The following is a 13,373-nucleotide window of genomic DNA, read 5'->3' on the forward strand; positions in this document are numbered from 1 at the left end:
CAATCACGAACGCGGCCACACCGCACTGCGAGGCAACTCACCCGTCAGCCGCGTACCCAACCTGGCAGGTCAGTACATCTAGCCGGTCACGACAGATTCAGGCCCGGGGCCGGAGGTCTCACGGGATACGCGGCCACGTTCATGACGACCGTCCCGTCACAGGGTCCGCCATCGATCGTGGTGCGCCATACGCCTCCGAACCCTGCCGCCGCCAAGCGCATGACCGATTGGACCGCACATCCCCGTCACCTGCAGCCATTGCCGGAATTGTCGTGCGCCATCGCCGGCCCGGCGGTCGGTGTAGATCACATCGAGCAGCGATTGATCCCCCGGCGATATGGGTCTATATTGGCGGTTACCGGCGAGTAACTTAGCTCGAACCGAGACTGCTCCACCACGCCCGGCCGGTACCCACTTCACCCGAGTGGGATCGGACCGGGACATGGAACAACCCGCCATCACGCATACGGCCGCACCAGACAAGGAATTCATCATGGGCCATTACAAGAGCAACATGCGCGACCTGCAGTTCAACCTGTTCGAGCTGTTCGAGCTCGACAAGGTACTGGAGTCGGGCGACTTCGGCGACCTCGACCACGAGACCGCCGTCGACATGCTCCGCGAGGTCAAGGCACTCGCCGAGGGCCCGATCGCCGAATCCTTCGCCGACGTGGACCGCAACCCGCCGGTCTTCGACCCCGAGACCCACAGCGTCACCATCCCCGAGGGCTTCAAGAAGTCCTACAACGCCCTGGTCGAAGGTGGCTGGGACAAGATCGGCATCGCCGAGGAGCTCGGCGGCCTGCCCGCCCCGCGTTCGCTGTACTGGGCGATCGGCGAGATGATCCTCGGCGCCAACCCCCCGGTGTTCATGTACGCCGCAGGTGCCGGCTTCGCCAACATCTTCTACAACAACGGCACCGACGAGCAGAAGAAGTGGGCCGCGATCTGCGCCGAGCGCGGCTGGGGCGCCACCATGGTGCTGACCGAGCCCGACGCCGGTTCGGACGTGGGCGCCGGCCGCACCAAGGCCACCCAGCAGGAGGACGGCTCCTGGCACATCGACGGTGTGAAGCGCTTCATCACCTCGGCCGACCAGGACATGACCGAGAACATCTTCCACCTCGTGCTCGCGCGCCCCGAGGGCGCCGACCCCGGCACCAAGGGTCTGTCGCTGTTCTTCGTGCCGAAGTTCCACTTCGACTTCGAGACCGGTGAGCTCGGCGAGCGCAACGGCGTGTTCGTCACCAACGTCGAGCACAAGATGGGCATCAAGGCCTCGGCCACCTGTGAGGTCACCTTCGGGCAGCACGGCACCCCGGCCAAGGGCTGGCTCGTGGGCGAGGTCCACAAGGGCATCGCGCAGATGTTCGAGGTCATCGAGCACGCTCGGATGATGGTGGGCACCAAGGCAATCTCGACGCTGTCGACCGGCTACCTGAACGCTCTGGACTACGCCAAGGAGCGCATCCAGGGTGCCGACATGACCCAGATGACCGACAAGGCCGCTCCGCGCGTGTCGATCACCCACCACCCGGACGTGCGTCGTTCGCTGATGACCCAGAAGGCCTACGCCGAGGGCCTGCGCGCGGTCTACCTCTACACCGCATCGCACCAGGACGTCGCTGCCGCCAAGATCGTCTCCGGCGCCGACGCGGAGATGGCGCACCGCGTCAACGACCTGCTCCTGCCGATCGTCAAGGGCGTCGGTTCCGAGCGCGCCTACGCCACCCTCGGTCACGAGTCCCTGCAGACCCTCGGCGGTTCGGGCTTCCTGCAGGACTACCCGATCGAGCAGTACATCCGCGACTCGAAGATCGACTCGCTCTACGAGGGCACCACCGCCATCCAGGCGCAGGACTTCTTCTTCCGCAAGATCATCCGCGACAAGGGCCAGGCCCTCGCGCACGTCGCCGGCCAGATCCAGAGCTTCATCGACTCCGAGGCCGGCAACGGTCGGCTGAAGGCCGAGCGCGCTCTGCTGAAGACCGCCCTCGAGGACGTCCAGGCGATGGCCGCCTCCCTGACCGGCAGCCTGATGGCCGCACAGGAGAACTCGGCCGAGCTGTACAAGGTCGGCCTCGGTTCGGTCCGCTTCCTGATGTCCGTCGGCGACCTGATGATCGGCTGGCTGCTGCTGCGTCAGGCCCAGATCGCCCTCGCCGCACTCGACAACGGCGCATCCGACAACGACAAGGCCTTCTACGAGGGCAAGGTCGCCGTGGCCAGCTTCTTCGCCAAGAACATGCTGCCGCTGCTCACCTCCGTCCGCGTCACCGTCGAGAACGTCGACAACGAGATCATGGAGCTCGACGAAGCGGCCTTCTGATCTGAGAATCCGCAAACCCACCCTTAATCGGCAAACCCACCACCTTTCGAGGCGGTGGGTTTGCCGATTTGTGGTGGGTTTGCGGAGCTGAACCCGCAACGAATCGGGTGAACGACTTACTGGCGACGACGTAGTGGAGGTCGGTGGTGTCACACGAGATCGTCTCGGCCTTCAGCGAGTCCGACGCCGCGGTCACCTCGAGGCACTGACCGACCTCGACAACTCCACACACCCACCCCTTTTCGGCAAACCCACCAGCCCGCAAGGTGCCGGATTTGCCGAAAAAGGGTGGATCTACGGCTGCGGTCGCGTCTCGATCCGAGAAGGTCCGGGTGTGTCCGGCGAAGGTCTCCTAGCCTCGGGAAGTGAGACCACCGACAGTCGGGGACAACTCGAGGGAGAGCCCATGAAGGCACTCGTCTATCACGGACCGGGCCAGAAGAGCTGGGACGACGTACCCGATCCGACGATCCTCCACCCCACCGACGTCATCGTGAAGATGGACACGACCACCATCTGCGGCACCGATCTGCACATCCTCAAAGGTGACGTACCCGCGGTCGAACAAGGCCGCATCCTCGGCCACGAAGGCATCGGGACGATCACCGAGATCGGTTCGGCGGTAACCACTCTCGCAGTCGACGACAAGGTGATCCTGTCGTGCATCTCGGCCTGCGGCAAATGTGACTTCTGCAAGCACGGCGTGCATTCGCATTGTCTCGGCGAGGAGGGGGCGTCGGGTATCGGCTGGATCTTCGGGCACCTCATCGACGGCACGCAGGCCGAATACGTACGTGTCCCCTACGCCGAGACATCGGTCTACAAGCTGCCGTCGGGGGTCACGCCGGAGCAGGGCGTCGTCCTCAGTGACATCCTGCCCACCGGTCATGAGATCGGTGTCCGCTACGGCAGCGTCGAACCCGGCGATGTGGTGGCCGTGGTCGGCGCCGGACCGGTGGGCCTCGCGACGATCGCGACCTCGGGACTGTACGGGCCGAGCCGGGTGATCGCCGTCGACGTCGATGCCAACCGCGTCGAACAGGCCAAGGCCTTCGGCGCGACCGACGGCGTGGTGTCATCGGATACCGATTGGAAGGACCAGGTCCTCGCGATGACCGACGGTCTCGGCGTCGACGTCGCGATCGAGGCGGTCGGCATCCCGCAGACCTTCCAGATGTGCCTGGACGTAGTGCGCCCGGCGGGCCATGTCGCCAACGTCGGCGTGCACGGTGCGCCGGTCGAGTTCGCACTCCAGGACCTGTGGATCTCGAACATCAACGTCTCGATGGGTCTGGTGAACACCGACACCCTCGGCGTCCTGCTCAAGCTCGTCGCGCAGCGCCGGATCGACCCGGACCTGTTCATCAGCCACCGATTCGCCCTTTGCGACATCATCGAGGCCTACGACGTCTTCGGTCGGGCCGCGGAGACCAAGGCACTCAAGGTGGTCCTGCAGGCCTGAGCCATCCGCACACCCTCCGGGAACGGCCGAACCCACCACCCCGGAGGGCAGTGGGTTCGGCGAGCAGTGATGGGTTGTGCAGGCTACTTCGGAGGCATCCGGATACCGCCGTCGACGCGGATCACCTCGGCGTTCATGTAGCTGTTGGTGACCAGCTCGACGACCATCGAGGCCAGCTCGTCGGGAGCGCCCAGGCGGTGCGGGAACAGGACCGACTCGCCCAGCTTCGCCTTGAACGCCTCAGCGGCCTCGCCCTCGCCGTAGATCGGGGTGTCGATGAGGCCCGGGGCGATGGTGTTGACGCGGATGCCGACCGCGGCCAGGTCGCGGGCGACCGGCAGGGTCATGCCGACGACGCCACCCTTGGACGAGGAGTACGACGCCTGGCCGATCTGGCCGTCGAAGGCGGCGACGCTGGCCATGTTCACGATCGCGCCACGCTCACCGTGGGCGTCGAGCGGCTCGTTGCGGCTCATCGCAGTGGCGGCCAGACGGATGCAGTCGAAGGTGCCGATCAGGTTGATCGCGATGACCTTCTTGTAGGCGTCCAGGTTGTGCGCCGACCCGAACTCACCGTCGCGGCCGATGGTGCGCTGGGCCCAGCCGATGCCGGCCGAGTTGACCAGCGCGCGCAGCGGGCCGAGTTCGGTGGCCGCGTTGACGGCGGCCTCGATCTGCTCGGTCGAGGTCACGTCGACGGCGACGAACTGTCCGCCGATCTCCTTGGCGAGTTCCTCACCTTTGTCTGCGTTGAGGTCGGCGACGATGACCTTCGCACCCTTGGCCGCCAGCTGGCGAGCCGCAGCTGCGCCGATGCCCGACGCTCCACCCGTGACGATTGCACTAGCTCCATTGATATCCACGACTCGGAGCCTATCGAGCGTTCTATCGCTCGGTAAAGTCCTTCGGTGAAAGACGCCGATCGTCTTACACGCACTTCACGTTCGGCTCGGGCGCGTACCGGACGGTGCGGGTGTACCGGTTGATCTCGCGGCCCGTCTTCGCGTCACGGATGATGCGCGTGTTCGACGTGGTGAATCCCTTGCTGCCGCTGCTCGCGATGCAGTCGTCGCCCTTGGGGAGTCTGATCCGTTCCGGTTCGGTGGTGTCATAGCGTTCGCCGGTGATCGACTCGACCTCGAAGGCCTTGGTGCCCCACAGCCGCACCGTCACCGCAGACGGCGACCAGCTCGTCTCGATGAGCACACCGTGACGGGTGTTGTTGCGGAACTTCAGGTCGATGGCGCCCTCGAAGACGGTGGCCTCCCGGGCCTCCGGATACCGCGAGATGTAGTACGCGTGCTCGGTGTGGTCGACGTCCTCGAGACCGGCGAAGTAGGCGGCGTTGTAGAGGGTGGTCGCGAACTGCGAGATGCCGCCGCCGACGGCCGTCGCGGCGCGGCCGTTGTTGATGATCGTCGAGTCGACATAGCCCTGCGCCGTCCCGCGCGGACCGGTATGGCCGTTGAGCGAGAACACCTTGCCGGGCAGGACCAGCGCACCGTCGACCTCGGCGGCGACGAGGCGGATGTTCTCGCCGGAGGCACTCGAGAAGCCATCGGTGGTGTACTCGCTGATCAGTTCGCGCACACCGAGTTTGCGGGCGGCGTCGGTGGTGAGCCGCGGATCGACGTCGTCATAGACCACCTCGGCGGTGCGGCTGCCGCCGCCTGCGGTCGCCGTCGTCGCGAGTTCCCGAAGCGTCTTGTCCCAGTTGATCTTCGAGCCGGTGACCGCGGGCACGACGGTCGGCCGGCCACTGGCGAGACTGAAAGTCGCACTGACGGCGGGACTCTGGGACGGATCGAGATCGGGCGCGAGCGCTTCCCGCGCCTTCTTCTCGTCGACGAGCGGCGTGAGCCCGCCCCGGCCGTCCGGACCGAAGGTCAGCATCGACGCGATGTCTCCCGCCGGGACCTCGACCGTGCGTTTCCGCCGGTCGATCAGCTTCACCGGGCCCGACGTGGCGCGTTCGGCCGGCCCGGCCACGGTGGCCGCGACGACCTGGGGGCCGACGGTCGGCGAGAACGGTTCCATCGGCATGTCGATCGGCGCCCCGTCGAGCCAGTGGTCGACGAGCACGGCGGCCGCGGCCTCCCGTGCGATGCGTTCACCCGGCGCCGGTTCGTCGCCCACCGGCGTGGTGCCCTCGAAGTGCACCCCGCCCTCGACCGCGGCCTTCTCCAGCGACCGGCGGTGGGCGTCGAGCGCCTTGTTCATGGTTGCGGGGTCGAGTTTCACGACCGGTTCGACGTCGACATCGCGACCGACGAGTGCCAGGAATCGCACGAGCGGGTTGCGCGGCTGTTCAAGGAGGCGTGCGCGGGTCGTCTCGGCGTCGAACTCGAGGCCCAGTTCGGCAGGCGCGACCTCGGCCGAGCCCTCGGGGGTCCGGAGGACGACCGGCTGGGTGGAACGCATGGTCAGCTCGTCGAGGACGGGCTCCAGCCCGGCGGTGTCGCGATTGCCTGCCGAGATCCCGCCGATGACGGCTCCACGGGCGGAGTGGTCACGGGTGGCGACGAAGTCGATGGAGAGCGTGAGGGTGACGATGGCCACGACGGCGAGCACAGCGCGTATCGCGTGGCGTACTCGCCCGGCGCTTGTGGTCACAACTCCATCCATCACGGCTGACTACCTGGGCCGGTCATGGTGGTGGCCGTAGAACGTACCCGAGAAAAGTAGGTGCTCCAGCCGAGCTGTCGGGTCGGGGGTCTGACAGCTCTGCCGGAGCTGTCTTCATGTTTACGCTACTTTTCGGCCGTTGACACGTCCGCGGCCGCGTTTGGTCCAAACATGTGACGAAGGACCCCATTTCGCGCGCGAAAACGAGACGGATCGAGCGATTCGTCGCCTCCCCCGCTCCTTGCGCGAAAAACTAGACGGATCGAGCGATTCGTCGCGTCCCCCGCTCCTTGAGTAGCCCCGGAGCTTGCGGAGGGGCGTATCGAAAGGACCGGCAGACGAGCGTCTTCGCCGAGTCCCTTCGATACGCTCGCAAGCTCGCTACTCAGGGAGCATGGAGTGCCGGACGAGGGATCAACCCTCGATGATCGCGGTGACGCCCTGCCCGCCGGCGGCACAGATCGAGATCAGCGCGCGTCCGCCGCCGTTCTCCTTGATCTGCTTGGCCGCCTGGGCCACGATGCGTCCGCCGGTCGCGGCGAACGGGTGGCCCGCCGCAAGCGAGGAGCCGTTGACGTTGAGCTTGGACCGGTCGATCGGTCCGAGTGCCGAGTCGAGGCCCAGACGCTCTTTGCAGTACTCCTCGGACTCCCACGCCTGCAGGGTCGCGAGCACCACGGAGGCGAACGCCTCATGGATCTCGTAGAAGTCGAAGTCCTGCAGCGTGAGACCGTTGCGCGCCAGCAGCCGCGGTACGGCATAGGTCGGGGCCATGAGCAGGCCATCGGGCCCGTTCACGTAGTCGACGGCGGCCGTCTCGCTGTCCACGAAGTACGCGAGCACCGGCAGGCCGCGCTCGGCCGCCCACTCGTCGCTGCCCAGGAGCACGGTCGACGCCCCGTCGGTGAGCGGCGTCGAGTTGCCCGCGGTCATCGTCGCGTCGCCGAGGGAGACGCCGAAGACCGGCTTGAGCTTCGCGAGCTTCTCCGCGGTCGAGTCGCCACGCAGGTTCTGGTCACGCGTCAGACCCATGAACGGGGTGATCAGGTCGTCGAAGAAACCGTCGTCGTAGGCGGACGCCATGTTCTGGTGGCTGCGTGCCGCGAGTTCGTCCTGGTCGGCCCGCTTGATGCCGAACTCCTTGGCGGTGATGGCGGCGTGCTCACCCATCGACATGCCGGTGCGCGGCTCGCCGTTCTGCGGGATCTCGATCCCGAGCTTGGTGAGCAATTTGGCGGCACCGAGGATCTGGTCCTTGGTCGACCGCGCGCGATTGACCTCGAGCAGCTGGCGGCGCAGGCCCTCGCCGACGGCGATCGGGGCGTCGGAGGTGGTGTCGACACCGCCGCCGATCGCGGCGTCGTAGCGGCCACGTGCGATCCCGTCCGCGACGGTGGTGATGGCCTGCAGGCCGGTGCCACACGCCTGCTGGATGTCGAAGGCGGGGGTATAGGGCGAGAGTGCCGAGCCCAGCACCGATTCGCGGATGAGGTTGAAGTCACGGGCGTGCTTGAGCACGGCACCTCCGGCGACCATGCCGAGCCGCTCGCCCTGCAGGTTGAAGCGGCTCACCAGACCGTCGAGCGCGGCGGTGAACATCTCCTGGTTGCTGACCTTGGCGTATGCCTTGTCCTGGCGGGCAAACGGGATGCGATTGCCGCCGAGGATCGCCACCGGACGCTCGGGGCGGGTCTTCGGTTGGGTGGTCTTGTTCGCGGGGGAATTGTTCTCTGCCACGTCGATCTCCAGGGTCGTGTGCGGTATCTATAGCGTATTCTTACTCAACAGTAAGTTCGTTGTCGAACGACAGTCAGAGGAGATCAACATGGCCGCCACCGGAAACACTGGCCTGTACTCGAGCTTCGTCCATTCCGCGCCCGGCGCTTTCATCGCCAAACAGGCCGGACTCCCCGTCCCGCCGCCGTTGCGGCGGTACAAGCCGTCCGAACCGGCGCTGCCCGGTCCCGTACTGCTGGGAGGATCGGGACGCCTCGTCGAACCGCTCCGCGAGATGCTCTCGGGTGACGACTACGACCTCATCCAGAACGCCCTGACCGGCCGCAGCGCCGACAAGTACGGCGGCCTGGTCTTCGACGCCACCGGCATCACCTCCCCGGGCGAACTGCGCCAGTTGTTCGAGTTCTTCCAGCCGGCCATGCGCTCGACCGCACCGTGCGCGCGCTTCCTGGTCATCGGCACCACGCCGGAGCTCGTGACCGACCCGTCCGAGCGCGTCGCACAGCGCGCTCTCGAGGGTTTCACCCGCTCGCTCGGCAAGGAGCTGCTGAAGGGTTCCACCGTCCAGCTCGTGTACGTCTCGCCCGACGCCAAGACCGGTCTCACCGGCCTGGAATCGACCGTACGCTTCGTGCTGTCGGCCAAGTCCGCTTTCGTCGACGCACAGGTCATCCGAGTAAGTTCCGCCGACGCGACCGCCCCGAAGGACTGGGATCGCCCCCTCGAGGGCAAGGTCGCCGTGGTGACCGGTGCGGCACGCGGCATCGGCGCCACCATTGCCGAGGTCCTCGCGCGCGACGGCGCCCACGTGATCGCCGCCGACGTCCCCCAGGCCGGTGACGCACTGTCGGAGACCGCCAACAAGGTCGGCGGCACCGCCTTCCCGCTCGACGTGACCGCCCCCGATGCGGGCGACAAGCTCGCCGAGCACGCCCTCGAGCGTCATGGCGGCATCGACATCATCGTCAACAACGCCGGCATCACCCGCGACAAGCTCCTCGCCAACATGGATGACGCCCGCTGGGACGCCGTCATCGCGGTGAACCTCGTCGCCCCGCAGACCCTCGTCGAGAAGCTGCTGGAGAAGGGCGCGCTGCGTTCCGGTGGCGCCGTCATCGACGTGTCGTCGATCGCCGGCATCGCGGGTAACCGCGGCCAGACCAACTACGGCACATCGAAGGCCGGCGTCATCGGCCTGGTCGACGCCTACGCGCCGATCCTGGGCGAGAAGGGCATCACCATCAACGCGGTCGCCCCGGGCTTCATCGAGACCAAGATGACCGCTGCGATCCCGCTGGCCACCCGCGAGGCCGGCCGCCTGATGAGCTCTCTGCAGCAGGGCGGCCAGACCGTCGACGTCGCCGAGACCGTCGCCTACTTCGCCAACCCGGCGAGCAGCGCCATCACCGGCAACGTGGTCCGCGTGTGCGGCCAGGGATTCCTGGGTGCGTGATGGGTAAGACGATCACTCTTCCCGGCGCCCCCGGCACCGGCGAGCTGTACGGCAAGGCCGTCACCGGGATGTTGCCGGGCATCGGCAAGCCCGCCCGGGTCCCGGCCGACGCGACCGTCCCCGACACCCACTACCGGCTCGAGGATGTCCGCGTCGATCCCGCTGCGCTGCAGGCGTATTGCCATGCGACCGGTCAGCGTTTCGGCGCCACCCTGCCGGTGACGTACCCCTTCGTGCTGCAGTTCCCGGTCGTCATGAAGCTGCTGACGTCGGACGAGTTCCCATTCGGCGCAATCGGTTCGGTTCACATGTCGAACAAGATCGAGCGGAAGCGTCCGATCGAGGTCGGCGAGCCGCTGTCGATAGAGACGCACGCGGAGAACCTGCGGGAGCATCGCAAGGGCATCCTCGTCGACGTCATCAGCGAGATCAGCGTCGGCTCCGAGCTGGTGACCACGCAGACGGCGACCTTCCTCAAGCAGCAGCGGACCAGCCTGTCCGACGAACCGCGCGGTCCCGAGCCGAAGTCGAAGACCCCGCCGCCGCCGGATTCGATCCTGGCCGTGGATCTGGGGCGGATCCGCGAGTACGCCGCGGCGTCGGGCGACCGCAACCCGATCCACATGGCGAACCTGACGGCCAAGGCCTTCGGGTTCCCCAGGGCCATCGCGCATGGGATGTGGAGTGCCGCAGCGGCAATCGCGAACGTCGAGTCGCAGCTGCCCGGCCGGGTCACCTACGACGTGAAGTTCGGCAAGCCGATCCTGCTGCCCGCCAAGGTGAACCTCTACACCCGCCGCATCGACGGCGAGGGCAACTTCGACATCGCGATCCGCGACCGCCGGAAGGGATTCCCGCACCTCACCGCGACGACGCGGAAGGGCTGATACCTCGCTCACCGTTTCCGTTCCCGCTCACCCCATTTGTGAGCGGGAACGGATCGTGTGAGCGACCCTTCGAGGCTCGTCGCTTGCGCTCCTCGCACCTCAGGGAGCATGGCTTCGACGCGGTGCCTCGCTACGCTCGGAACCGGCTCAGCCGGCAGGGACAGAGGCAGCGCCCGCAAGCTCGCGGCTCAGCCGGCAGGGGGCAGAGGGAGCGCCCGCAGCTCGCGGCTCAGCCGGCAGGGGGCAGAGGGAGCGCCCGCAAGCTCGCGGCTCAGCCGGCAGGGGCAGAGGGAGCGGTGAGGCTCAGATGTCGGTACCGACACCCTTCAGGCCGCGCCAGGCAATGCCGACGAGCATGTTGGTGGCCTTCTCGAGGTCGACGTCGCCCTCCGTGATGCGGTCGGCGACCGCCTCACACGCGCCGACGATGGCGACGGCGGTGAGTTCGAAATCGATGTCGCCGGCCGTCTCGACAGTGGTACCCGCCTTGATGAGCGCGGCGACCATCTCGGTCACGCGCCGTCGACTGTCGGAGACGATCCCGGAGAAGCTCGCCGTCCCGATCGCGACGCGGTACAGCACGCGCCACGATTCCCGGTTCTCGTGGACGAAGCGCAGGAACTCGCGGATCACGGTGACGGCCTGCTCGCGCTGGCTGAGCGACGGGTCGAAGCCCACGCTCATCGCGTCGATGAACAGCCCGGACTCGCGGGCGATGCAGGCGCTGAACAGCTCCTCCTTGGAGCCGTAGTACAGGTACAGCATCGGCTTGGAGATCTGCGCCTCGGACGCGATGGCGTCCATCGATGTCTCACGGAAACCGTTCTGCGAGAACACTTTCACGGCGGCGTCGAGCATCTGCTGTTCGCGCACTGCACGTGGCAGGCGTTTGGTTCCGCCCGACATGGCCACCTCCATCCTCACTGTCGTGTCCCCGACGACGATACCCAACAACTTACCAAGCGGTAAGTTTAACGTTCGCTCGGGCCGCTCACGACAGATTACTCAGCAGGTGACGGCGCCCTTGGACCGGAGGATGCGTGTCACCTTCGCGTCGAGGCGTGCGGGTGCGAGGCGTCCGCGCTTCACCGCGGCCTCCAGATTGTCCAGGACCGACGAGACCCGGTCGGTGGACAGCCACAGCGCGACGTCGCCGCCGGCGAGGATGAACTTCTCCACGGCCTGCTCGATCGGGTACCGCTGGCTGATCGCCGCCATGCCCGAAAGGTCGTCGGAGAAGATCACGCCGTTGTACCGCGGACCGTCGTAGCCCGCCCCCGTGCGCAGCATCTGGATGGCCGGCCGGCTGATGGACGACGGCAAGCCGTCGGTCAGCCCGGGCACGATGAGGTGCCCGACCATGACGCCCGCGGTCCCGGGGTCGCGCAGCAGATTGCGGAAGGGCACCAGATCGCTGTTCTGCAGTTCGGCGAGTGACGGCACCGTCACGACGCCGAGGTGCGAATCGCCCGAACCGTGGCCGTGTCCGGGAAAGTGCTTGTACACCGGCGTGATTCCGGCCTCGGCGAGTCCGGCGGCGTAGGCGGCCGCGTACTCGGTGACGACGGCCGGGTCGTTGCTGAAGGAGCGATCGCCGATGACCTCGTTGTCGGATTCGTCGCTGACGTCGGCAACAGGCGCGAAGTCGACGGTGACGCCGAGGTTCTTGAGTTTGCGACCGACGCCCGCGGCGATCTCCTTCACCTGCGCGGGCGTCTTCGTCTGCGCGAGTTCACGAGGCGAGGCGTGGTCGATGCCGAGCGACGACAGGCGCGACACCCGACCGCCCTCCTGGTCGACGGTGATCATCAACGGGATCGACGAGTTCTGCGAGATCCGTGATGCCGCACCACTCGTCAGGATCGCCTTGTCGGTCCAGCTCCCGACGAAGATCCCGCCGATCTCCTCGTCCTCGACGATCTGCTGGGCGTCATCGGCACCCGTGACACCCACGACGATGAGCTGGGCCAGTTTCTGCCGCAGCGTGAGCTTTGCGAGTTGCTCTGCGCCACAGGGGTTTGCGAGGGGGGTTGTCGTCGGAGGCGAGGACGACGGGGAGGCCGACGGCGAGCCGGACACGGACGGTGTGGGCGGCTGAGAATCCGGCGTCGACGAATCGCAGGCGACGAGACCGAGACCCAACGCCGCAACCGTCGCAGTCGTCAGCACGTTCCGAATCCACCGAGGTCGTCGAGTTGGGCCCATGGCACGAGTCTGGCATGTAACCTGAGCAAATGGACGTGGGGTCCATCTCGGCCGGGTCCGCGACCGCCCCCAGCGGTCGCGGCGGTGGCCGCGCCACTCAGACGCTGATGATCGCCTACGACGGCTCGCCGAACGCCGATCGTGCCATCCGCTATGCCGGACACTTCCTCCGCGCCGAAGCCGCGGTCGTCGTGACCGCCTGGCAACCGGGCGGCATGACCTCCGCCCGCATGTCCACCCTCGCCGGCGGAATGCAGCCGTTCGTCGACACGCAGCTCGACGTCGGGGTCGACCGTGCCCTCGAAGACGAGGCCGAGCGGATCAACGAACGCGGCGTGGTCCTCGCCCGCGAATGCGGACTGACGTCGAGGGGCACGCTCGTCGAGGTCGAGTCGACGGTCTGGGGCGCACTCGTCGCCGCCGCGGAGGCGCTCGACGTCGATCTGCTCGTCACCGGAACCCGCGGCGCGTCGGGCCTCAAGGCGCTGCTCCGGTCCAGCGTCGCCGAACGCGTGCTCAAGCATTGCCATCGTCCGGTCTTCATCGTGCCGGCGAAATGTGAACAGGAGCCGCAGTTGACGCTGTAGGGCGGCCGGGTTGCTGGTTGAGCCGGTAGCGAGCGGAGCGAGCCACCGCGTCCATGCTGGTTGAGCCGGTAGCGAGCGGAGCGAGCCA

Annotated in this window: 10 protein-coding genes; 5 read left to right on the forward strand and 5 right to left on the reverse strand. The window is 67.1% G+C overall.

The window, feature by feature from the left end:
• Window positions 1-493 precede the first annotated feature (493 nt).
• Together BPODLACK_RS22500 and BPODLACK_RS22505 are read left to right on the forward strand one after the other, a co-directional pair.
• Complete coding sequence (locus BPODLACK_RS22500) at window positions 494-2,329, forward strand: acyl-CoA dehydrogenase (RefSeq protein ID WP_006436764.1); 1,836 nt, start codon at window positions 494-496, stop codon at window positions 2,327-2,329.
• A gap of 406 nt (window positions 2,330-2,735) precedes the next feature.
• Window positions 2,736-3,791 carry a zinc-dependent alcohol dehydrogenase family protein gene (locus BPODLACK_RS22505; protein ID WP_024497426.1) on the forward strand — a complete coding sequence of 352 codons (1,056 nt, stop codon included), beginning with the start codon at window positions 2,736-2,738 and terminating at the stop codon, window positions 3,789-3,791.
• 83 nt (window positions 3,792-3,874) lie between these two features.
• On the opposite strand, the gene BPODLACK_RS22510 is transcribed toward BPODLACK_RS22505, so the two are convergent.
• The 3 genes from BPODLACK_RS22510 to BPODLACK_RS22520 form a co-directional block, all read right to left on the reverse strand.
• Entirely contained in the window at window positions 3,875-4,654 is a 780-nt protein-coding gene (locus tag BPODLACK_RS22510; protein ID WP_024497427.1) for an SDR family NAD(P)-dependent oxidoreductase, read from the reverse strand.
• Between the two features lie 64 nt (window positions 4,655-4,718).
• Window positions 4,719-6,416, reverse strand: a complete 1,698-nt coding sequence (locus tag BPODLACK_RS22515) for a VanW family protein (RefSeq protein WP_220455711.1) — start codon at window positions 6,414-6,416, stop codon at window positions 4,719-4,721.
• Window positions 6,417-6,830: 414 nt separating this feature from the next.
• A complete protein-coding gene (locus tag BPODLACK_RS22520) occupies window positions 6,831-8,153 on the reverse strand; it encodes an acetyl-CoA C-acetyltransferase (RefSeq protein WP_159406279.1) in 1,323 nt (440 codons plus the stop codon).
• Between the two features lie 88 nt (window positions 8,154-8,241).
• Here BPODLACK_RS22520 and BPODLACK_RS22525 point away from each other — a divergent pair, with 88 nt between their 5' ends.
• Window positions 8,242-9,606 (forward strand): 3-oxoacyl-ACP reductase, encoded by a 1,365-nt coding sequence (locus BPODLACK_RS22525; RefSeq protein WP_159406280.1) that lies wholly within the window; start codon window positions 8,242-8,244, stop codon window positions 9,604-9,606.
• Window positions 9,606-10,493 (forward strand): MaoC/PaaZ C-terminal domain-containing protein, encoded by an 888-nt coding sequence (locus BPODLACK_RS22530; RefSeq protein ID WP_159406281.1) that lies wholly within the window; start codon window positions 9,606-9,608, stop codon window positions 10,491-10,493. Before BPODLACK_RS22525 ends, BPODLACK_RS22530 begins: the two co-directional genes overlap by 1 nt.
• A gap of 303 nt (window positions 10,494-10,796) precedes the next feature.
• On the opposite strand, the gene BPODLACK_RS22535 is transcribed toward BPODLACK_RS22530, so the two are convergent.
• Entirely contained in the window at window positions 10,797-11,399 is a 603-nt protein-coding gene (locus tag BPODLACK_RS22535) for a TetR/AcrR family transcriptional regulator (protein ID WP_024499483.1), read from the reverse strand.
• Window positions 11,400-11,498: 99 nt separating this feature from the next.
• A complete protein-coding gene (locus tag BPODLACK_RS22540; RefSeq protein ID WP_201450639.1) occupies window positions 11,499-12,698 on the reverse strand; it encodes a glycoside hydrolase family 3 N-terminal domain-containing protein in 1,200 nt (399 codons plus the stop codon).
• Window positions 12,699-12,727: 29 nt separating this feature from the next.
• Between BPODLACK_RS22540 and BPODLACK_RS22545 the strand changes: the two genes are divergently transcribed.
• Window positions 12,728-13,285, forward strand: coding sequence for a universal stress protein (locus tag BPODLACK_RS22545; protein ID WP_159406283.1), 558 nt, complete (start codon window positions 12,728-12,730; stop codon window positions 13,283-13,285).
• Window positions 13,286-13,373: the final 88 nt, after the last annotated feature.

The organism is Gordonia sp. YY1 (assembly GCF_009872315.1).
Lineage (GTDB): Bacteria > Actinomycetota > Actinomycetes > Mycobacteriales > Mycobacteriaceae > Gordonia > Gordonia amicalis.